The sequence below is a fragment of the Mesorhizobium sp. CA7 genome, from assembly GCF_020165015.1.
Lineage (GTDB): Bacteria > Pseudomonadota > Alphaproteobacteria > Rhizobiales > Rhizobiaceae > Mesorhizobium.
On record NZ_JAIUHH010000001.1, the window covers coordinates 717,552 to 738,315 of the forward strand.

A 20,764-nucleotide genomic window follows, 5' to 3' on the forward strand; every position below is an offset into this window, starting at 1 on the left:
GGCAGGATTGCCCGCAGGCGTGACCAAGAGTCGCTATTACTTGTCCGGCATGGTTGACGGATCGCGAGCACCGTGTCGGATACCGACAATCACAATTTCGGCGGCGGAAGGCTCATAGTAGATCAGGTAGGGATAAGGCCGCACGACAATCCGGCGCATCGGCCTTTCGTCTGTAGCAACGCCGGCCAAAGGATGTTCAAGCAATAGATTGATGACTGCGTGGAGTCTGGCTTGGATCCGCTTCGCCCCTTTGGGTGACTGCAACGCGATATTGCCGAGAACCTCGTCTAACTCGGCTAACGCCGCCGGCGTGTAACGAAGCTTCACAGGCCGTGCTTCGCCCAAACAGCGCGGACTTCCTCGTCGGTTGCAAATTCACCACGCGCAGCCTGCGCTCGGGACATTGCGAGCGAGGCTTTTTCCTCTCGGCTCAGTTGGTGAATAGGTTCGTCCCCCACTTCACCCGCGAGGCGCAAGAGGACACGTGCGTACTCGTCCTGCAATTCAGGAGGCAAGGTGCGAACACGTTGGACTGCATGCTCGAAAAGCTTGGTCATGCCCTTATTATGCACTTCATTTCCGCATAAAAAAAGGCGTTCGCCACAATCCCGCAGGATAGCTGAAGGCCCCCTAAAACCGCTCAAGCGTCCTGCGGACTTTGACCAGAAACCCCGCCCGGCTCTTCGGCGTCGAGGCATCCATCAGATAGTGCGCCAGGAAAAACGTCTTGCAGCGCGTGGCGCATAGCGCCCGCATGCCGCGTAAAATCGTCTTGCGTCCCGGCTGGCCGACGACCACGCTCCACCAGGTCGGCGCGCCGCAGGTGGTGATGACGCCGACCTTGGTGACGTGTCGCATCAGCGACGTGATGCGTCCCTTGCCGGCCGGCAGCTTGAAGGCGATCTCGGTCGCCCACACGCGGTCGAACCAGCCCTTCAGCATCGCCGGCAATCCGTACCACCAGGTCGGGTAGATGAAGAGAATCGCCTGCGCCCATTGCAGATGCTCGAAATGCGGCGTCAGCGCCGGGTCTTGCGGCGCCCGGTCGTTGTAGAAGCGCCGCTCATCGCAACTCATCACCGGATCGAAATTCTCGGCATAGAGATCGAGCAGCCGCACGTCCCAGCCCCGCCCTTTCAGCACCTCGATCGCCAGGTCGCGGATCGCCGCGCAATAGCTTTCCGGCACCGGATGGCAATAGACCACCAGCACGCGCATCAGAACGCGTCCATCGTGGCCGCGACCTTCGCCATGAAGACTTTGCGCGTCTCGTCGGTGGATAGGTTCATCGAATAATGCGCGAGATAGGAGACGGGAGCGCCTGGCTTGATGGTCGCCCGCAGCATGCGCTTGACGATCTTGCGCGGCGGGTCGCCCATCAGCATGGCGCGAAAGCGGCTGCCGCCATAGGTGATGATGACTGCGAGCTTGCGGATGTTGTGCAGCGTCGGCCGCACCTTGCCGTCGACCAGCTTGAACGACACGCCGGGCAGAAAGACGCGGTCGAAAAAACCTTTCAGGATTGCCGGATAGCCATAGTTCCAGACCGGAAACGACAGCACCAGCGCTTCGGCATTCTTCAGCCTTTCGACATAGCCGGCGACCGCGTCGTCGGGCCCGCGCGGGTCGTGATAGCCGAGCCGCTCGGCGCGTGTCAGCCTTGGGTCGAAATCCTCGGCATAGAGGTCGCAGTCGTCGACCGCATGCCCCGCCGCGGCGAGCCGCTCGACGATCGTCTTGTGCAGGCCGGCGTTGAAGCTGGTCTCCACCGGATGAGCGTAAAGCACGAGGATTTTCATCACCCCGCCTTCTGCAATCCCTTGAACAGGAACGTGCGGCCGGAGCGATAATCATAGTCCGGGTTTTCCCAGGCGATCATCTTGCCGGGATTGAGCAGCCCTTGCGGATCGGTCTCGCGCTTGAAGGCAAGCTGGATCTCGTCGGTCTGCTTCATGCCGCCTTCTTCCAGCGTGTAGCGGTGCGGGTTGAAGATCGGGCAGCCATTCTCCTCATGCAGGCGGATGATTTCGTTGAGCCGCGCCTCGGTGGTGAACTTGACCAGCGGCAGGCCGAAGCAGGTGATGTTGCCGTCGAGCCGCACGAATTCGAGATGCGAGAACACCTCGCCCGGGAACATCGCGTCCATCTTCTCGACCAGCGCCAGTTGGTTGGGGAACGGATAGAGCGACTGCAGATAGGTGATCGACGGGTCGACGCGCAGTGCCCTCAGCGTCGTGTGGTTCCAGGCAAGCTCATAGGCCGGCGGCACGCCCTTCTTGTCCTCGTCCGTCGCGGTCGCCGCATTGAAGATGACCTCGCCTCCGGCGCGCCGGGTGAAGGCCAGGAAGGCGTCGAGCCCGTGCTTCGCGACCATGACGACGCAGATGCTTTGCCCCTCGCGCAGGAATTTCTGGTGCCGCTTGAAATAGAGCTGCGGCACGGGTGCGGCGATCGGCGTGATCAGCTTGGTCAGGATGCCGTCCTGGCAGGCCAGCGCGTTGCCGTAGCGGGCTGCACCCATGAATTTGTCGAAGCCGACGATAACGTCGATCCAATCATAGGCGGCGGTCAGCGGCATCTCGACCTCGGTGATGATGCCGTTGGTGCCGTAGGCATGGGTCACCTTGTGCAGATCTTCGCCGGTGAGTTCGAGCGCCTTGGGCTCGGCCTCCATGGTGACGACGCGTAGGCGCAGCACATTGCCGAAATCGCGCAAGCCGCCGAAATTGATCGAGCCGACGCCGCCCGAACCGCCAGCGATGAAGCCGCCGATCGAGGCGGTGTTGTAGGTCGAGGGCGAGAGCCTCAGCTCCTGTCCGGAATGCGCCCGCGTCGCCTTGTCGATGTCGGCCAGCACCGCGCCCGGCCCGGTCACCACCCGCCCCGGCGCGATCGTCTTGATCTCGTTCATCTCGGCGAGGTTCAGCACCACACCGCCCGACAGCGGCATCGCCTGCCCATAATTGCCGGTGCCGCTGCCGCGCGGCGTCACCGGAACGCCGTGCCTGTGGCATGCGGCAAGCGCGCGGATGACTTCATCTTCGTTCTTCGGCGTGACGATCAGGTCGCCTTTGATGTGATCGAGTTGCGCCTTCAGCACCGGGCTGTACCAGTAGAAGTCGCGGCTCTTCTGCTGGACGATGGCCGGATGGTCGTCGAGCTTGATCCCGTCGAGATCGCGCTTCAGCGCTGCGATATCCATCATCACACCATCAGTTCGTCGAGTTCGGCATAGTCGGGCAATTGGCGTTCGATCGCCCTGCCGTCGCGCACCACGATGCGATCCGATTCGGGCCGCGACAGCAATTCGGTCCAGCTGCGCCCCCTGAAGACGATGAAATCGGCTGAGCCGCCGACGGCAAGCGTACCGGCGCCGTCGAGCCGCATCACCTCGGCCGGCGTTGCCGCCACCGCCTTCGGCCAGTCGCCTACCGGATGGTCGAAATGCAGGATGCGCGTCGCCATGCGGTAGACCTCCAGCATATCGAGATCGCCATAGGCGTAGAAGGGATCGCGCGTGTTGTCGGAAGCAACCGCCACCTTGATGCCGCGCGCCTTCATCTCGTGCAGCAGCGTCACGCCGCGCCAGCGCGGGGTGGTGTGATCGCTGCGGCGGTCCTGCAGATAGAGATTGCACATCGGCAGCGACACCACGGCAAGCCGCGCCTTCGCCATCTTGTCCAGCGTGTCGAGCACCTCGAGGTCCGGCTGGCGCGCCAACGAGCAGCAATGGCCGACCAGGATGTTGCCCTCGAAACCGTTCCACAGCGACGCCTCGGCGATCTTCTTCAGCGAGATGGCCGCGACATCGTCGGTCTCGTCGGCATGGAAATCGAGATCGAGCCCATGCTCGATCGCCTGGGCGAACACCTTGTCGAGCAGTTCCTCGAGATCGGGTACCATATAGGTGACGACGCCGAGCACGCCCTTGGCCGCGGCGACGCGCTTCGCCAACCGTTCGAACCAGGCTTTGTCGCGCACGCCTTCGATGCCGAGCAGGCAGGCCGCCTGCAGCTCGATGCGCCCGCGCCATTTTTCCCGCATCGTTTCGAACACCGGCCAGGAGATCTCCTCCTGCGGCGGCACGCTGTCGAGATGCGTGCGCATAGCCTTGGTGCCGTGCGCGTAGGCCGAGCGCAGCGAGAAGTCCATGCGGCGCGCGACATCCTCGGCGCTCCAGCGCGTGGTGCGGTCGGCGCCGGTGGCATTGAGTGCGCCCATGAAAGTGCCGTCCGGATTGGGCTTTCGCGGCCAGATATGGCCCTTGTCGATATGGGTATGGCAGTCGACGAAGCACGGCATCACGATGCGGCCGGCAAGGTCGATCGCGCCGGGGTGCGCCTCTGCCTGGTCGTGCGCGGCAAGATCGGCGATCTTGCCGTTGGTGATGGTAATGTTGGCAAGCGCAAACCCGTCCGAGTCGAAAGCGGCGGCAAGACCCGGCGTGAGCGATCGATGAAGCCGAACGTTAGCCAGGCAATAAGAACCAGAGGTTGGTATCAAGGCCTCGCCCCCGCTGTCCTATGCAGAACTGGTCCCCAAATGGGCGCCTCACTATTCTCAATCGCATCGCGCACCTTACCGCTCCTGTTTCAGCGCACTCTCGTGCCAGCGGCGCAGGATGAGATGCGACACCAGCGACAGCACCAGGAAGATAAGGATGCCGGTGAGCGAGATCAGGATCAGCGCCGCGAACAGGCGCGGCGCGTTAAGCCGGTAGCCGGCCTCGATGATGCGGGACGCGAGCCCCGATGACTGCCCCTGCGCGCCGGCGACGAATTCCGCCACCACCGCGCCGATCAGCGACAGGCCGCCGGCGATCTTCAGCCCGCCGAGGAAATAGGGCATCGCCGCCGGCAGCCGCAGATAGCGCAATTGCTGCCAGCGCGTCGCGCCGTTGAGCTTGAACAGGTCCCGCAGGTTCCGATCGACCGAGTTCAGGCCGAGCGTGGTGTTGGAGAGGATCGGAAAGAAGGCGACGATCCAGGCGCAGAGCAGCAGTTTGACGGTCTGGTTGTCCACATAGATGTTGATCAAAGGGAAGATGGCGACGATTGGCGTCACCTGCAGCACGATGGCGAAGGGGAAGAACGACATCTCCACCCATTTCGATTGCGCGAACAGCACCGCCAGTCCGACGCCACCGATCACAGCGAGAGCCAAGCTGAAAAAGGTGATCCTGAGCGTCACCAGCAGTGAGGAGAACAACAGCCCCGCATCGTTGTGCAGCGTCTGCAGCACCACGCCCGGCCGCGGCAGGATATATTGCGGGATCTCGTTCCAGACGCAGATGCGGTCCCACACCACGATCGCCAGCACCATGATCGCCAGCGGCAGCACCCATTTGCCGATGCGCTCCAGCCGCTCCTGGCGGGCGCGGCGCGCCTCTTCCGGATCGAGCGTCAGGACATTGTCTTCAGTGGCCGTCATTTTGCGATCCGGCGGTTGAGTTGATGGCGTCGACCAGCACGCCCGAGGCCTGCCGGCAAAGCGCAGCATAGCCCGGCGAGGTGCGGAACGCCTCGTCACGCGGATAGGGCGCGTTGATGGGGAGTTCGCCGAAAACGCGGCCCGGCCGCGCGGCCATGACGACGACGCGGCTGGACAGGAACACGCTTTCGAACACACTGTGGGTGACGAAGACGACGGTGAAGCGCTCGTCCTGCCAAAGCTCCAGAAGATCGTTGTTGAGCTTGAAGCGGGTGATCTCGTCGAGCGCCGCGAAAGGCTCGTCCATCAGAAGGATGCGCGGCTTGGTCACCATGGCCCGCGCGATCGAGACGCGCATCTTCATGCCGCCGGAAAGCTCGCGCGGCACGGCGTTCTCGAAGCCGGTGAGATGGACGCGCGACAGCATCTCCATCACCGCCGGTTCCGCCTTGGCGCGCGACACGCCCTTCAGCCTCAGCGGCAGCCAGACATTGTCGAAGACGCTGGCCCAAGGCAGCAGCGTCGGCTCCTGGAAGACGAAACCGATGTTCGAGCGGTCGATGGAGCCGCGCCAGTCGAGCTGGCCGGAGGTCGGCGTCGAGAGACCCGCGATCAGCCGAAGCGCCGTCGACTTGCCGCAGCCGGAGGGGCCGAGCAGGCTCAGGAAATCGCCTTCGCGGATCGCCAGGTCGACCTTGCTCAGCGCCGTCACGCCGTTGGAAAAGACCTTGCCGACATTGCGCAATGCCAGCAGCATCGGAGCCTCCCCCGATGCTGCCGGCGTCTCAGCCACTTTCTCCTGGATCATCTCAGGCCGGCCGCCTTACTTCTTCAGCTCCAGCCCGACACCCTTGTTGATGAAGGCCAGCGTGTAAGCCTTCTTGATGTCAAGGCCCGGCTGCGCGACCTTGGCCTTGACCATCTTGTCGTAAAAACTCTGGATGCGGGCTTCGGTCATCGCGCCGATGCCGAGCTTTTCCGAATCGCCCGAATCGACAACGCCGAACTTCTTCATCTGCTCGATCGAGAAGGCGATCTGCTCATCCGTCATGTCCGGATTGTCCTTCTTGATCATCTCGTTGGCGGCCTTGTTGTCGCCATAGAGGTATTTGTACCAGCCCTTGGCCGAGCCATCGACGAAGCACTGCACCACCTCCGGCCGCTTGTCGATCGTATCCTGCATCACCTCGATGGTGGTCGCATACGTATCCCAGCCATAGTCGGCGAGCAGGAACTGGTTCGGCGTGAAGCCGCCCTGCTTCTGCACGGCAAACGGCTCGGACGTCACATAGCCCTGCTGGATCGACTTCTTGTTGGCGATGAAGGGCGCCGGATTGAATGTGTAGGGCACGCGCTTGGCGGCATCGAAACCGAGATCGGTGACCATCCACTGGAAGAAGGTCTGCGCGCCTTCGTCGCCCATGATGTACTGGTCGGCGTTCTTGAGGTCCTCCCACTTGTCCAGCCCCTCTCCCGGATGGGACATGATGACCTGCGGATCCTTCTGGAAGTCGGACGCGACGACACGCATCGGAATGCCCTGCTGCACGGCGTCGAAGGCCGAAAGCAGATTGCCGCCCATATAGAAATCGATCTTGCCGGCTAGCAGCATCGGCCGGCCGCTGACCTGCGGGCCGCCCTGCATGATGGTGACATCAAGGCCGCAGGCGGCATAGGTGCCGTCGGCGATCGCCTGGTAGTAGCCGCCATGCTCCGGCTCGGCCAGCCAGTTGGTGCCGAACGTCACCTTTTCGTTTGCGGCCGCACCCAGCGTGCCCGCCGCCAGCAGGGCGACGGCGCCCGCCAGGATCTTTCCTTGTCCGATCATAAACTCACCCTCTCTTGGCTCCGGCGCGCAACGCGCTGGGCTCGACACCATTGATTCAAGAAGCAAGACACATGCCACCGCCAGGGCCGCCTGCTCGTGCGGCAGTCGTTGCCGAGACCGGACGGGTCATGCCGTACGCGAGGCATCGTGCCTATTTTTTGGACGCCTGTCCATAATCGCTCCTAGCGGCGTCCACGGCATCTTGAATGTTTCATGAATCCGCCACTAGGCTGTCAGCGGACAGGAGAATGCCATGCTCAAATACCTCGCCCCCAAGTCGATCAAGCCGCCTTTCGCCCGCTACAGCCACGGCGTCGAAATACCGGCCGGAAAGCGCCTGGTGCTCTGCTCGGGTCAATTGGGAATCGGCCCCGACGATGCCGTGCCGGAGGACGCCGGCGCCCAGGCCGAGCTCTGCTTCAAGAACATCGCCGCGATTCTGAGCGAAGCCGGGCTGACCTTGAACGACATCGTGCGCATCAACGCCTTCGTCATCGGCCGCGAGCACCTACAGGCCTATATGGATGTCCGCAACCGGCTCTTTTCCGATCCGGCGCCGGCCTCCACGCTCATGATCGTCTCCGGCTTCGCCCGCCCGGAATTCAAGGTCGAGGTCGAAGTTCTGGCAGCGGGCTAGCTGTTTCCGGGGATAGTCTCTAGACCTCAGGCCGGACAGCAGACCAATCGGGAGACGAAAAGTGACGACAAGACGCGTGTGGTGGGGCGATTACCGGACGACCGAATACGCCTCGATCGACGCCGAAGCGACCATCGCCGTGCTGCCGGTGGCGGCGATCGAGCAGCATGGCCCTCACCTTCCGGTCTCGACCGACACCTCGATCATGATGGGCATGCTGGAGACGGTGATCGCGCGCCTGCCCGACGATCTCGACATCCGCATCCTACCGGTGCAGGCGGTCGGCAAGTCGAACGAGCACCTGCATGCGCCGGGAACGCTCACCTTGCCCGCCACCACCTTAGTCGACGCCTGGACCGAACTCGGCCTGTCGGTCGCCCGCGCCGGAGTAAGAAAGCTGATCGTCGTTAACTCGCATGGCGGCAATGAAGAGATCATGGGCATCATTTCGCGCGAATTGCGCGTGCGCGCCAAAATGCTGTCGGTGAAGACGAGCTGGCAGCGTTTCGGCCGCCCGGCCGGCATGTACACCGAGCTCGAGGACCGTCACGGCATCCATGGCGGCGATGTCGAGACCTCGCTGATGCTGCACTTCCGGCCCGACCTCGTCGACATGAGCAAGGCGGAGAATTTCGTCTCCAATGTCGGGCACGCCGAAAAGGAATTCGCCCTGCTGCGCCACACCGGCACGCATGCCTTCGCCTGGATCGCAAGCGACCTCAATCCGAACGGCGTGGTCGGCGACGCCTCTATCGCCACGGCCGAGAAGGGCCGGCTGACGGCGGAAATGCAGGCCGACGGTTTTATCAACCTAGTCAGGGATGTGCGCAAGGCGAAGCTTGCCGAGTGGCTGTCGTAGCGGCTGGTCCGCTTTGACTTAGGCGTCGATCCCCAGTTCGAAGGGTATCCCTTCGAACGCGTCGGCGCCGCGCCCGATCGCCTCGATCGCCGCGATCATGCGGCCGTCGCGCTCAAGCAGCGTGTCGGCGACGGCGATCAGCCGTGGATTGGGCGTAGCCGTCGGCGAGAGAAAGCGCAGCGTTCGGGCGAGCTCCATCTCGTCACGCTTGGGCGCCAGCGCCGCGGCGATGATGTAGGCCGACGCCGTCGAGCGGCTGACGCCGGCATAGCAATGCACCACCAGCGGCTTTACCCGGTCCCAGCGATAGGCGAAATCGAGCAAGGCCCGCACATGCTCCTCGCCGGGCATGGTCATGCCTTCCTGCGCGACAGCGATGTCGTGCATGACGAGATGCAGGTGGTTTTCCGCCAGAATCGAGGCCGGGCGGGTCACCTCCGTGCCGGAGGCAAGGAGGGACAGCAAGCGCTCGGCACCGGTCCTGGCGACGGTTTCGTCGACCTTCGACAGTGAACAGACATGGATCATCGTCCGGCCTCCTTCGGCGCATCCTCGCGCCGCGCGGCCCACGCGGCAAGGGCGTCATCGAGGCGCTGCCAGTCCGCTTCGTCGCCCGGCAGACCGATGCGCAAGACCTGCGGCCGCTCCGCAAAATGGCGGACCAGCACGCCGTTCGCGCCCAGCGCCGAAAACAGGCTTGAGGCCTCGGCAAACGACAAATAGCGGAACAGGCAGGTGCCGCCGGCGACCGGGACATCGAATCGGCCAAGCAGCGCGTCGAGTCGCCTGGCATCCTGCGCCAGGCGCTGCCGCATATCGTTCTGCCACGCCGTGTCCGACAGGGCGCGGATGCCATATTCGAGCGCCGGGCCGGCCACCGCCCAGGGCCCGAGCTGCGCATCCAGCCGCTCGGCCGTGAGTGGATCGGCGAGCGCGAAGCCGAGCCGGACGCCCGCAAGGCCGAAGAACTTGCCGAACGAGCGCAGCACGACGATGCCGCCCTCCCCAACATCCTCCGCCAGGCTGTGTTCGATCGGGCCGACATCCATGAAGGCTTCGTCGACGACGAGCAGCCCGCCCTTGGCGCGAAGCCGCGCCGCGAGCTTGAGCAGGCGCGCCTTTTCGATCACCCGCCCGTCCGGATTGTTGGGATTGACCAGCACCGCAAGGTCCGCCTCGGCCAGCGCGTCGAAATCGCTGACCTCCGCGACCGCATGGCCGGCGATAGCCGCGGCCCGGGCATGTTCGGCATAGGTTGGGCCGAGCACCAGCGCCTTGCCGGGCCGCAGCAGCGAAGCGACGCGCGGCAGGAGAATCTGCGTGCCGGGCGCCGCCGCCACATGCGCCGCCGACGGCGCGCCATAGGCCTTGGCCGCAATTTCGGCCAATTCGCGCAGTTGTCCTGCCTCCGGCAATCGGGACAGCGCTGTGGCGGGCAGGTCGAAAAGCGGATAGGAGTGCGGATTGATACCTGTCGAGAGGTCCACGAAAGGTTTTGGCGCATGAGGAAAAAGCGCGTTTGCCCGGCCAAGGCTGCCGCCATGATCAACCGCTGCAATCGCTCCGCTTAGAAGTTTCATGTCCGTCCTGATCGCTTTCCTATCACTCGCCATCGAACGCGCCCTCGGCTACCCGGACTGGCTGTTCGGCGCCATCGGCCATCCGGTCACCTGGATCGGCAGGCTGATATCCTTTCTCGATCGCCGGCTCAACCACGCTACGGATTCCGACGAATTGCGTCGCCGACGCGGCGTCCAGGCCCTGCTCGTCATTCTGCTGGTGCCCGGCCTGGTCGGCTTGGTGCTGCATGTCCTGCTCTGGATGATGTTCCCTACGGGCCTCGTCATCGCCGCCATCCTCGGTTCCTCGCTGCTGTCGCAGAAGAGCCTCGCGGAGCATGTCGAGGACGTCGCCGATGCGTTGGAGACCGGCGGCCTGACCCTCGGCCGCATCGCCGTATCGCGCATTGTCGGCCGCGATCCGGAAAAGCTCGACAAGGGCGGTGTCGCGCGTGCCGCGATCGAAAGCCTGGCCGAGAATTTTTCGGACGGCATTGTTGCGCCCGCCTTCTGGACCGGCATCGGCGGACTGGGCGGAGGTGCTGCCTATAAGGCCGCCAACACCGCCGATTCGATGATCGGCCACCGCACGCCGAAATACGAAGCCTTCGGCCGTGCTGCCGCCCGTTTCGACGATCTGGTCAACCTGCCCGCATCGCGGCTGACCGGCCTGCTCATCGTGCTGGCGGCCTTTCTCGTCCCGGGCGCCGATCCGCATGGCGCCTGGCATGTCATGCGCCGCGACGCGAGGAAGCACCGTTCGCCCAATGCCGGCTGGCCGGAGGCGGCGATGGCCGGCGCGCTGGGGCTGTCCCTCGCCGGACCGCGCAGCTATGGCGGCGAAGTCGTCGAGGACGCCTTCATGGGCGAAGGCGGCCGCCGCGAGGCCGAAAGCACCGACATCCGCCAGGCGCTCAAGCTCTATCGCGTAGCCGACTGGCTGCTGCTCGGCCTGTTCGCGGTCGTCTCGGCGATCGTGATCTACCTGACCATTTTGATCAGCGGCTAAAACTCAATTCCCTGCTGCGCCTTCACGCCGGCGGCGAAATGGTGCTTGGTCAGCCCCATCTCGGTGACGAGATCGGCCGCCTCGACAAGCAGCGGCTTGGCGTTGCGGCCGGTGACGATCACATGCAGGTCGCCCCGGCGCGCCTTCAGCGCCGCGACCACCTTTTCCAGATCGAGATAGTCGTAGCGCAGCGCGATGTTGAGCTCGTCGAGCACCACGAGGCTCATCGAGGGATCGGCCATCAGCTCCAACGCCTTGGCCCAGGCAGCTTCGGCGGCGGCGATGTCGCGCTTCAGGTCCTGCGTCTCCCAGGTAAAACCCTCGCCCATCGCATGCCAGACGACACGGTCACCGAAGGCCGCGAAAGCATCCTTCTCGCCGGTATGCCATTTGCCTTTGATGAACTGCACGACGCCGACGCGCTTGCCATAGCCCAGCATTCTCAGCGCCAAGCCGAAGGCGGCCGTGGTCTTGCCCTTGCCCGGCCCGGTGTTGACGATCAGCAGCCCCTTTTCGACGGTCTTGCCGGCCACTTCGGCATCCTGCACCGCCTTGCGCTTGGCCATCTTGGCGCGGTGGCGCTCGGCGTCCTTGTCGTCAATGGTCTTGTCTTCGATTTCGGCCATGTCACTTCACCTTGAGTGGCAATCCCGCCACCATCATGAGAACGCTGTCGGCAGCGGCCGCCACCTGCTGGTTGAGCCGGCCCGCGGCGTCGCGGAACCGGCGCGCCAGCGCGTTGTTGGGCACGATGCCCAGGCCGACTTCGTTTGAGACCACGAACCATGGCCCGCGCGGCCGCGACAGCGCATCCTTGAGCCGCCGGCATTCTGCCTCCACATCATGTTCGGCCAGCATGTGGTTGGTGAGCCACAATGTCAGGCAATCGATCAGCACAGGTTGGTGGGTCGGCAAAGCCTCGATGGCGCCCGCCAGATCGAGCGGCGCATCGACGGTGACCCAGCCTTCGCCGCGCCGCGACCGATGCAGCGCGATGCGCTCGCGCATCTCGTCGTCATAAGCCTGCGCCGTGGCAATGTAGGTCCAGGGCGATGGATGGGCGGTTGTCAGCGCCTCGGCATGCGTGCTCTTGCCCGAACGGGCACCGCCCAGGATGAAGGTCAGCTTCCCATCGGAAGCTCTATTGCCGCTCGCGGCTGTCGCGCCGGTCATTCTTGCCTTCCAGGTTGGAATCGTGTCGCGGCCCAGAGGCCGACGGTGCGCAAACCTTAGGCAGAAGCGCAAGCACCGGCAAACCCAATTCCGCCACCGCCCGGCGCGATTGCGGCGCGACTTGCAGTGCTACGAGCCGGCAATCCGCGCCGCGACCAGCTGCTGCAGCCGCCACAAATGCGTATCGTGGATGCCGCGCTGCTCGAGATTCTTCACAGTGTTGTAGAGATAGTCGGCGCCCGAGCCCCAATGGCCGCAGGAGGTCGCCAGCCTTTCGACAACCGCTTCCTCGCTTAATGGACCGGCATAGGTGGTGCCCTGGCGGTTGATGACGAAGGCCAGCGCCCGCAGCGGGCCGCCATCGCTCTTCATATCGAGCAGGCGCGGATGATAGCTGGTCGGCTTCAGTGTCACCTCTCGCCGCAGGATTTTGTCGAGTTGCTCGCGCCTGTCGCCGTCGCCGAGCCGAAAGGCGACGCCTTTGCACTGCCCGCCACGGTCCAGCGCCATCATAAGGCCCGGCCTCTCCTTGGTCCCGCGCCAGCGCGTCATGTTCATGCAAAAGGATCTGTGCCAGCCGCGCAGCAGCGCCACGCGCTCCTCGATATGCTCGATCTCAGGCTTCCAGATCAGAGAGCCGTAGCCAAACAGCCAGAGCGGTTCGTTGGTCAGGAGTTGAGCCTCCAGCTCACGCGTCATTGCCGCATAGTCGCTGTCATCCAAGTGCGCCGCATCGGGATCCGGTCCCGCATCCTCGACCGCGCGGAAGCAGCGAGCGACCAGTTCCTCGGTAAGCGACATGGTTCTTGGCAGCATGCGCGCGACCTTAAGGTTCCTGCGCGACCGAAACTATGCGGACGCCTCGCGATTGACAACTCCTTGGCCCGGGTGTCGGCTGTCGGCAGCCATGGAGAAGCCGATGCAGCCCGATCCGAGCGAACGCGCGCCTTACAACGGCCTGACCAGTCTCCAGCCGACCTTGCCGTCCGCCTCCTACTGGGGCGCCGACGAGTATCGTCGCGATCTGGACGCCATCTGGTACCGAAGCTGGCTGATGGTCTGCCGCGAGGCCGATCTCGCGGAACCCCTCGCCTTCCGCACGGTGCGCATCGGCACCCAGGAGATCGTCGTGCTGCGTGACGAGACCGGCGCCTTGCGCGCCTTCCACAACACCTGCCGGCATCGCGGCTCGCAGCTTTGCCAGGAAAGCGCGGGGCGGCTGAAGGCCAGGCTGCTGACCTGCCCCTATCACGCCTGGTCCTATTCGCTGCGCGGCGATCTCGTGCGCGTGCCGTCGAAATCGCTGCCCGAGGGCTTCGACAAGGCCGATTATCCGCTCTACCGCGTGGCGCTCTCGGTGTGGCGCGGTTTCGTCTTCGTCAATCTCGCCGAGCATCCCGACGGCTCGGCGGAAAGCGCCTTTGACCGCGCCTCCGGCGATCTTTCCAACTGGCCGCTGGAGACGCTCGTCACCGGTCACCGGCTCACCAGGGTGATGAACTGCAACTGGAAGGTCTTCTGGGAGAACTTCAACGAATGCCTGCACTGCCCGGGCGTGCATAAGGACTTGTCGCGGCTGGTGCCGATCTATGGCCGCGGCCTGATGGCCAGGCATGACGATCCCGAATGGGCGCGCCACGCCGACAATGACGCGCCGGAATTCTCCGGCCGGCTGCGCCCCGGCGCCGAAACCTGGTCGAAGGACGGCCATGTCCATGGCCCGGTCTTTTCCGGCCTGACTCCGGCCGAGCGCGCCGCCGGCCAGACCTACGCCACCTCGCTGCCCTCGATGTTCATCGTCGGCCATATCGATTATATGCGCACCGTGCGGCTGGCCCCGCTCGGTCCCGAGCAGACCGATCTCACCGCCGAATGGCTGTTCGCCCCGGAAGCGTTGGCTGAGACCGATGTCGAAAATATCGTCGCCTTCGGCACCCAGGTGCTCGAAGAAGACGCCGTGATCTGCGAGATCAACCAGAAGGGGCTCCGCTCGATGCGCCATCAGGCCGGCGTGCTGATGCCGGAGGAATACGATCTGCACCGCTTCCACGATTGGGTGCGCGGCCGTCACGCAGCGTTCAAAACGCCTTTGGCAGGTAGCGCCAGGTGACGAAGCCGCAGAAGGCGGCCAGGATGCCGAGCGTGACGAACACCGAGCCCAGCCCGAAGAAGGCGAGCACCACCGAATAGACGAGCGGCGGCGTCAGCTCGGAGAAATCGAGATAGGTGCGGTAGACCGCTGCCATCTGCGCCTTCTCATAAGCGCGCACCGAGCGCATAAAGGCGGTCGAGCCGAGCGCGTCGAGCGCGATGGTGAACAAGGCGCCGCAAAGCAGCAGCGCGCCGGTGAGCAGCGGCGCCGCCTCGCCAATTCCGCCCGCGGCAAACAACATGGCCGACATGGCGAAATAGGCGAAAGTCATGACCTTGCGCCCGCCGAAGCGCTTGCCGGCCCTGCCCCAGAAGATCGCCACGAACAGAAGCGCATTGCCGGCAGAAACCAGCAAGCCGCCGGCGAGCTCGCCCTGGCCGGTGATCACCATGAACAGCGGGCCGTAGACGAAGAACGTCGTCCAGAAACAGGAGCGGCCGAAGGCGATCAGCCAGGCGAGCCTGAGCCTTGGCTGTTTCACGAAGCGGCCGATATTGGCAAGTGGATTGGCGGGCCGCGACTTGCCGGGCCGGATCGACTGGTTATCGCTCAGCCGGTAGAACCAGAACAGGCAAAGCAGCGCGAACGCAAACACGACGACCGCGCCATGCGCGGCATAGATGCCGAAATGGGTGTAGAGGAAGATGCCGAGCGTCGGCCCGCCGGTCCACGCGAACATCGACCACGCCATGCGCAGCGATTCTGCCTGCATGAAGTCGGTCTTGCGGATGTGATCCATGATGTAGAGGTTGAGCGTGATCGATAGCGCGCTCGCCCCCATGACGCGGCAAAGCATGCCGGCAATCTGGCCGGGCAGCGTGTGGGTGACGAAGAAGGCGGAGCCGAGCGCCAGCAGCACGCAGCCGGCCGTGTAGACCCAGCGCCGCGCGAAGCGGCGGATGAGCACCGGCATGAACAGCGTGACCGAAAGGCCCATCAGGGACACGATCGTGTAGAGGACCGAGACGATCCGCTCATTGTGCAGGATCTCGTAGGCCTGGATCGGGATCACGCTGGAGATCGTGGCGCGGGCGAAGGATTCAACCGCATAGAGTGAGGCGAAAGTGCGCGCGTCCGCCGGCCGCAGGGCCGGAAGCCAGATCGGATGGCGCACATGGGTGGACATCGGCCCTCCGAAACGTGAATCCCGCGCCCGAATCTGGCCGGGCCAGCTGCCGGCCAGTAGCAGGAAACCGACTCCGAGAGGCCGAAAAGCGAAGCCTGCCAAAGGCTTTCCAGCTCTGGCCTAAAGCGAAATTTCATGGCTGCCATGAACCGCATTGATGGCCGCCTGCTTCTGTCGTCCACTTGAACCGTGATAGTCGTTTGGCAGGACTGAATCGGATCGAGATGATGAGCCTTCAAACGATGAGCGGCCTTGTTCAGGACGCGCCAAAGCACGGCCGCATCCAGGCCATCGACATCCTGCGCGGCATCGCGCTGATCGCGATGGCGAGCTACCACTTCACCTGGGACCTCGAAAACTTCGGCTACACCGCGCCCGCCCTCACCGCCTTCGGCTGGTGGAAATTCTACGCGCGCTGCATTGCCTCGACTTTCCTGTTTCTGGTCGGCGTCAGCCTCTTCCTCGCCCACGGCCGTCAGATCCGTTGGCCAGGCTTCTGGAAGCGGTTTGCCATGGTGGCCATCGCAGCGGCCGCCATCTCGGCAGTCACCTACATCGTCACGCCCGACGGGTTCATCTTCTTCGGCATCCTGCATGAGATCGCGCTTGCGAGCCTGCTCGGCCTCGCCTTTCTAAGGCTGCCCTGGCCGGTAACGGCGATCATCGCCGCGGCGGTCATTGCCGCCCCTTACTATCTGCGGTCGGAGTTCTTCGACCATCCGGCGCTGTGGTGGGTGGGCCTTTCCGCCACCAACCCGCGTTCCAACGACTACGTGCCGCTCTTCCCGTGGTTCGGCGCGGTGCTTGCGGGCATCGCCACGGTGAAGCTCGCTTCCGCATCGGGCTTGCTCGCCCGTCTGGGAAGGTGGCTGCCCGGCCGCTGGTCTAAGCCGCTGACCTTCATCGGCCGGCACAGCCTCGCCTTCTACCTCATCCACCAGCCGCTTCTGTTCGGCTCGGTGTGGCTGTTCTCGCAGGTCATGCCCGCCGCCCCTCAGGATAGGGAGGCCGGCTTCCTGCCTGCTTGCCAGGCGCAGTGCGAACAACAGCGGGACAGCAAGTTCTGTACGAGCTATTGTGGCTGCATGCTGGACACGCTGAAGGGCGAAGGGTCGCTCGACAAGCTTTACGCCAACGATCAGTCCAGCGTCTGGAAATCGCATTTGGCCGACATGGCGGAGACCTGCACCGCCGCGACGCAGGACCAGATGGAGGGAGGGCAGCAATGACGGGCATCACAAAGCCCAGACACGGGATCATTCCCTGGCCGCCGGTGATCTATGTCGCGGCGATTGCGGCGAGCATCGTCCTCGGCATGCTCTACCCACTGCCCTGGATCGGCGACATTCTCGGCGATCTCCTGTTCGGCGTCGGCTGGGTGGCGCTGTTCGGCGTCGCCATGCTCTGGGTCACGGCCATCCGTGTCATGATGCGGGCCAAGACGACATTCGACCCCAACGCCGAGCCCGATCATCTGGTGACGTCGGGCCCCTTCGGCATCACCCGCAATCCGATGTATCTCGCCAACACGCTGCTGCTGATCGGCGTCGCCTTCATCACCGGCATCGCCTGGTTCCTGCTCTTTGCCTTCCTCGCCGCCTTCGCGACGCAGAAACTGGCGATCGAGAAGGAAGAAAAGATCCTGGCGGAGAAGTTCGGCAAGAAATACCGCGATTATGCCAAGCGGGTGCGGCGCTGGATTTGAGGGCTGCTTCCTGAGTGGCCTGCGATTAGCCTAAGCGTTCCGGACGTCGTCATCCTCGGGCTTGACCCGAGGATCCATTCCGTGACCTATGACGTAAGGTGCAACGGTGCAGAATTCTGTAATCGTTGCAACGCCTTAGCGCCACGGCATGGATCCTAGGGTCTGCGCGCGTCGCTACGCTCCTTGCTCCGCCCTAGGATGACGAAATTCAGAGGCTCAGGCCAATCGCCAATATTCGTTCGACTCCCTACGTATTCACGCCCAGCTCGGCCAGCCGCTCCACGCAGGACTCCTCGGCCTGGTCCAGCTCGGCCAGCGTCTCTTCCAGGTCGCGCCGCTTCTGGCGCAGGTCCTCGCGCTTTTCCTCGATGCGCTTGATCATCAGCTTGAGCTGGCCGACCTCGCCGGGCGGCTCCTTGTACATCTGAATGATCTCGCGGATCTCGTTGATCGAGAAGCCGAGCCTTTTTCCCCGCATGATCTGACGGATGAGATGCCGGTCCGACGGCCGAAACAGCCGCGTGCGGCCGCGCCTTACAGGCTGCACCAGCCCCTCGTCCTCGTAAAAACGCAATGTCCGTGTCGACACGTCGAACTCACGCGTCAGCTCGGTGATCGTGTAATATTCCCGCATTCCCGCTCCCAAGCCCGGGCATCGCCGCTTGAAGCGTCGCCCTTCCTCCGATGATACCATCCGCACCGGAACCGGCACGGTAACCCCGCGGCAACCTCGCACGGCATTTACGTAAAAGTCAATTAACGCCGGCCGGTTGATTTAGGGAACTCTAAACCACCACGTCGCCAGCCCCAAGAAGGCAAAGAAACCGACGCAGTCGGTGACCGTGGTGACGAAGACGGCGGAAGCCACCGCCGGATCAATCTTAAGGCGGTCGAGGACCAGCGGGATGAGTATCCCGGCAAGCGCAGCCGCAAACATGTTGATGATCATAGCCGCCGCGATGATGCCGCCCAGATTGGGATCGCGGAACCAAAAACCGGCAACCATGCCGATGAGCACGGCAAACACCACCCCGTTGACGAAACCGACACCGAGCTCGCGGCGGATGATGCGGGCGGCGTTGTAGATATCGAGGTCCCTGGTCGCCAGCGCGCGCACGGTGACGGTCATGGTCTGCGAGCCGGCATTGCCGCCCATTCCGGCGACGATCGGCATCAGCACCGCCAGCGCCACGATATGCTCGATCGTGCGGTCGAACAGGCCGATGACCGAGGCGGCAAGGAAGGCGGTCACAAGGTTGACCAGCAGCCAGGGCACGCGCGAGCGCGAGGTGGCGAGCACGGTGTCGGATAATTCCTCGTCGCCGACGCCGCCCATGCGCAGAAGGTCCTCTTCCGCCTCTTCCTGGATGACGTCGACCACGTCGTCGATGGTCAGCACGCCGACTAGCCGCCCGTTCTCGTCGACCACGGCGGCGGAGAGGAGGTTGTACTGCTCGAACTCGCGCGCCGCCTCTTCCTGGTCCATCGTGGCCGGGATCGCGTGCAGGGTCTCATGCATGACCTGCTCGACCTTGACCGCGCGCTTGCTGCGCAGGATCTGGTCGAGATCGATGGCGCCGAGCAGCTTGAAACTCGGGTCGATGACGAAGATCTGGCTGAAGCGCTCGGGAAGGTTCTTGTCCTCGCGCATGTAGTCGATGGTTTGGCCGATCGTCCAGAATGGCGGCACGGCGACAAACTCGGTCTGCATGCGCCGGCCGGCGGTCTCTTCCGGATAATCGAGGGCGCGCCTGAGCCTGATGCGCTCCGTGAAAGGCAGTTGCGACAGGATCTCGTCCTGGTCTTCCTTCTCGAGATCCTCGAGGATGTAGACGGCGTCGTCCGAATCGAGCTCCTGCACCGCCTGCGCGATCTGTGCGTTGGGCAGATTGTCTACAATGTCGAGGCGGATCGCCTCGTCGACCTCGGTCAGCGCGGAGAAGTCGAAATCGGAGCCGAGCAGTTCGACCAAAGCGCGGCGCTGTTCAGGATGAAGCGCCTCCAGCACGTCGCCGAGCTCCGACTGGTGCAGGTCGTCGACTTCGCGCTTGAGGGTGACCGTGTCGCGGTCGGCGATCGCCGCGCCGATCTGGGCAAGGAAGGAGGCGCGCACCGCGCCGTCCTCGCCATAGATGTCGGCGTGGCGCTCCTCGGCGGGCGCGGCGCCGGTCGTCTGTGTGTCCTGGCCTTCCACCAGCGCCTCCCGCAACGAGGAATCCCTAAACGAGGTCTAGTGCATGATCCCGAAAAGGGGAAACCGCTTTTCGGGAAATCCAAACCCTGTTCGGCAGATAGCGCGGCAATAGGATTCGTCTTGGAAAGATGTCGCTCTAGCGCGTGGAATAGCCAAGGAAATGTGACGGTCGCCGTCGCCTCGCAACCTCCCGGAAGTAGCGTGGAGCGCCCGGGTCGCGGGTGCGACAATCGCTTCAGCCGGCGCGACAGCGCATGTCGCTGGGGAAAGAGCACCCCTTCCCTATTGAGGCAGAATTGTCATGATGCATGATCCAGCAGGATCAGCGCATCGCCAATCGCTCCGAGGACAAACGCTGGCCTTGAACATCAAGTCCGCAAAGACGAACGAGGGCAATGCCGAACGGCGCGTTCGCGTGGTCGTCGCCGAACGCAATCCTTTCGTCGTATCGGCGTTGCGCGAGATGCTGGAATGCGACGGTCGTTTCGATTTGCTCGGTGTCGTGCACAGCGGCGCGCAATTCCTGGAACTGGCCGCCGCCACGCAATTCGATGTCGCCGTCGTTGGCTGGAAGCTGGCCGACATGGACGGCGCCGATGTGCTTACGGAAGTCCAGAGCCGCGAGCTTGGCGTGCGCATCGCGATCTTCTCCAACGACCACGACATCGGCATCCTGAAGCAATGCGTGCGCCTGGGCGCTCAAGGCTACTGCTTCCAGTTCGACGATCCGCCGGTGATCTTCGAGACGATCCTGGCGGTCGCCCACGGGCGTATCTGCATTCCCTATATCGACATCAACAAGGTCAACGACACGCCGTTGTCCAGGCTCACCGTGCGCGAGCGCGAGTTGCTGGCGGTGCTTTCCGACGGCTGGACCAATTTGCAGATCGCGACGCGGACCGGGATTTCCGAGAACACGGTGAAGTATCACCTGAAGAACCTCTACGACAAGCTGGACGTCCGCAACCGCGCCATGGCCGTCGCGCTCTATTCGAGCGAGAAACGCCGCACCTCCAAATCACCTATAGGGTAGGCCAACCGGGTAGGATCATCCCACCCGCAAGGGCCAACAACTTACCCGGGAAGGTGTTG

Annotated in this window: 24 protein-coding genes; 7 read left to right on the plus strand and 17 right to left on the minus strand. The window is 63.8% G+C overall.

Features of this window, described 5'->3' with window-relative positions; genetic code table 11:
- Positions 1-36: 36 nt before the first annotated feature.
- The 9 genes from LB552_RS03450 to LB552_RS03490 all read right to left on the minus strand — a co-directional run bounded on the left by LB552_RS03450 (position 37) and on the right by LB552_RS03490 (position 7,258).
- Positions 37-327 carry a type II toxin-antitoxin system RelE/ParE family toxin gene (locus tag LB552_RS03450; RefSeq protein ID WP_224601904.1) on the minus strand — a complete coding sequence of 97 codons (291 nt, stop codon included), beginning with the start codon at positions 325-327 and terminating at the stop codon, positions 37-39.
- Positions 324-557: a hypothetical protein gene (locus LB552_RS03455; RefSeq protein ID WP_095764901.1), complete on the minus strand. Its 234-nt coding sequence runs from the start codon at positions 555-557 to the stop codon at positions 324-326. Before LB552_RS03455 ends, LB552_RS03450 begins: the two co-directional genes overlap by 4 nt.
- 73 nt (positions 558-630) lie before the next feature.
- Positions 631-1,218, minus strand: a complete 588-nt coding sequence (locus LB552_RS03460; protein ID WP_224601906.1) for an NAD(P)H-dependent oxidoreductase — start codon at positions 1,216-1,218, stop codon at positions 631-633.
- Entirely contained in the window at positions 1,218-1,799 is a 582-nt protein-coding gene (locus tag LB552_RS03465) for an NAD(P)H-dependent oxidoreductase (RefSeq protein ID WP_224601908.1), read from the minus strand. Before LB552_RS03465 ends, LB552_RS03460 begins: the two co-directional genes overlap by 1 nt.
- Entirely contained in the window at positions 1,799-3,202 is a 1,404-nt protein-coding gene (locus LB552_RS03470) for an FAD-binding oxidoreductase (protein WP_224602268.1), read from the minus strand. The genes LB552_RS03465 and LB552_RS03470 overlap by 1 nt, the downstream gene beginning before the upstream one ends.
- Positions 3,203-3,204: 2 nt before the next feature.
- Positions 3,205-4,503 carry a cytosine deaminase gene (locus LB552_RS03475; protein WP_224601910.1) on the minus strand — a complete coding sequence of 433 codons (1,299 nt, stop codon included), beginning with the start codon at positions 4,501-4,503 and terminating at the stop codon, positions 3,205-3,207.
- 75 nt (positions 4,504-4,578) lie between these two features.
- The gene (locus LB552_RS03480; RefSeq protein ID WP_224522735.1) at positions 4,579-5,430 is read right to left on the minus strand and encodes an ABC transporter permease; all 852 of its coding nucleotides are present in this window, start codon (positions 5,428-5,430) and stop codon (positions 4,579-4,581) included.
- A complete protein-coding gene (locus LB552_RS03485; protein ID WP_224601912.1) occupies positions 5,417-6,238 on the minus strand; it encodes an ABC transporter ATP-binding protein in 822 nt (273 codons plus the stop codon). The genes LB552_RS03480 and LB552_RS03485 overlap by 14 nt, the downstream gene beginning before the upstream one ends.
- Positions 6,239-6,253: 15 nt before the next feature.
- Positions 6,254-7,258: an ABC transporter substrate-binding protein gene (locus tag LB552_RS03490; protein ID WP_095764895.1), complete on the minus strand. Its 1,005-nt coding sequence runs from the start codon at positions 7,256-7,258 to the stop codon at positions 6,254-6,256.
- A gap of 253 nt (positions 7,259-7,511) precedes the next feature.
- Here LB552_RS03490 and LB552_RS03495 point away from each other — a divergent pair, with 253 nt between their 5' ends.
- Positions 7,512-7,895 carry a RidA family protein gene (locus tag LB552_RS03495; RefSeq protein WP_140541985.1) on the plus strand — a complete coding sequence of 128 codons (384 nt, stop codon included), beginning with the start codon at positions 7,512-7,514 and terminating at the stop codon, positions 7,893-7,895.
- 61 nt (positions 7,896-7,956) lie between these two features.
- Positions 7,957-8,754, plus strand: a complete 798-nt coding sequence (locus LB552_RS03500; RefSeq protein ID WP_224601913.1) for a creatininase family protein — start codon at positions 7,957-7,959, stop codon at positions 8,752-8,754.
- An 18-nt stretch (positions 8,755-8,772) separates the two neighbouring features.
- On the opposite strand, the gene LB552_RS03505 is transcribed toward LB552_RS03500, so the two are convergent.
- Positions 8,773-9,282, minus strand: coding sequence for a tyrosine phosphatase family protein (locus LB552_RS03505; protein ID WP_224601915.1), 510 nt, complete (start codon positions 9,280-9,282; stop codon positions 8,773-8,775).
- Entirely contained in the window at positions 9,279-10,334 is a 1,056-nt protein-coding gene (gene cobD, locus LB552_RS03510) for a threonine-phosphate decarboxylase CobD (protein WP_224601917.1), read from the minus strand. The genes LB552_RS03505 and cobD overlap by 4 nt, the downstream gene beginning before the upstream one ends.
- Between cobD and cbiB the strand changes: the two genes are divergently transcribed.
- On the plus strand, positions 10,333-11,322 hold the full coding sequence (gene cbiB, locus LB552_RS03515; RefSeq protein WP_140839981.1) for an adenosylcobinamide-phosphate synthase CbiB: 990 nt from the start codon (positions 10,333-10,335) through the stop codon (positions 11,320-11,322). The two genes, cobD and cbiB, sit on opposite strands and share 2 nt — an antisense overlap.
- On the opposite strand, the gene cobO is transcribed toward cbiB, so the two are convergent.
- The 3 genes from cobO to LB552_RS03530 form a co-directional block, all read right to left on the minus strand.
- Positions 11,319-11,948, minus strand: coding sequence for a cob(I)yrinic acid a,c-diamide adenosyltransferase (cobO, locus tag LB552_RS03520; RefSeq protein ID WP_095764889.1), 630 nt, complete (start codon positions 11,946-11,948; stop codon positions 11,319-11,321). The genes cbiB and cobO overlap by 4 nt on opposite strands.
- Before the next feature lies 1 nt (position 11,949).
- The gene (gene cobU / locus LB552_RS03525) at positions 11,950-12,495 is read right to left on the minus strand and encodes a bifunctional adenosylcobinamide kinase/adenosylcobinamide-phosphate guanylyltransferase (protein WP_224601919.1); all 546 of its coding nucleotides are present in this window, start codon (positions 12,493-12,495) and stop codon (positions 11,950-11,952) included.
- A gap of 129 nt (positions 12,496-12,624) precedes the next feature.
- Positions 12,625-13,311, minus strand: a complete 687-nt coding sequence (locus LB552_RS03530) for a gamma-glutamylcyclotransferase (protein WP_224601921.1) — start codon at positions 13,309-13,311, stop codon at positions 12,625-12,627.
- A 103-nt stretch (positions 13,312-13,414) separates the two neighbouring features.
- On the opposite strand from LB552_RS03530, the gene LB552_RS03535 reads away from it, so the two are divergent.
- A complete protein-coding gene (locus tag LB552_RS03535) occupies positions 13,415-14,605 on the plus strand; it encodes an aromatic ring-hydroxylating oxygenase subunit alpha (protein ID WP_224601923.1) in 1,191 nt (396 codons plus the stop codon).
- Here LB552_RS03535 and LB552_RS03540 read toward each other — a convergent pair.
- Entirely contained in the window at positions 14,574-15,773 is a 1,200-nt protein-coding gene (locus tag LB552_RS03540) for an MFS transporter (RefSeq protein WP_224601925.1), read from the minus strand. The two genes, LB552_RS03535 and LB552_RS03540, sit on opposite strands and share 32 nt — an antisense overlap.
- A 227-nt stretch (positions 15,774-16,000) precedes the next feature.
- Between LB552_RS03540 and LB552_RS03545 the strand changes: the two genes are divergently transcribed.
- Together LB552_RS03545 and LB552_RS03550 are read left to right on the plus strand one after the other, a co-directional pair.
- Positions 16,001-17,002 (plus strand): heparan-alpha-glucosaminide N-acetyltransferase, encoded by a 1,002-nt coding sequence (locus LB552_RS03545; protein WP_224601927.1) that lies wholly within the window; start codon positions 16,001-16,003, stop codon positions 17,000-17,002.
- Positions 16,999-17,478, plus strand: coding sequence for a methyltransferase family protein (locus tag LB552_RS03550; RefSeq protein WP_140839969.1), 480 nt, complete (start codon positions 16,999-17,001; stop codon positions 17,476-17,478). The genes LB552_RS03545 and LB552_RS03550 overlap by 4 nt, the downstream gene beginning before the upstream one ends.
- Positions 17,479-17,725: 247 nt before the next feature.
- Here the strand turns inward: LB552_RS03550 and LB552_RS03555 are convergent, their stop codons facing one another.
- Entirely contained in the window at positions 17,726-18,112 is a 387-nt protein-coding gene (locus LB552_RS03555) for a MerR family transcriptional regulator (protein WP_027168973.1), read from the minus strand.
- A gap of 141 nt (positions 18,113-18,253) precedes the next feature.
- A complete protein-coding gene (gene mgtE / locus LB552_RS03560) occupies positions 18,254-19,672 on the minus strand; it encodes a magnesium transporter (RefSeq protein WP_224601929.1) in 1,419 nt (472 codons plus the stop codon).
- A gap of 361 nt (positions 19,673-20,033) precedes the next feature.
- Between mgtE and LB552_RS03565 the strand changes: the two genes are divergently transcribed.
- Positions 20,034-20,705, plus strand: a complete 672-nt coding sequence (locus LB552_RS03565) for a response regulator transcription factor (RefSeq protein WP_224545470.1) — start codon at positions 20,034-20,036, stop codon at positions 20,703-20,705.
- Positions 20,706-20,764: the final 59 nt, after the last annotated feature.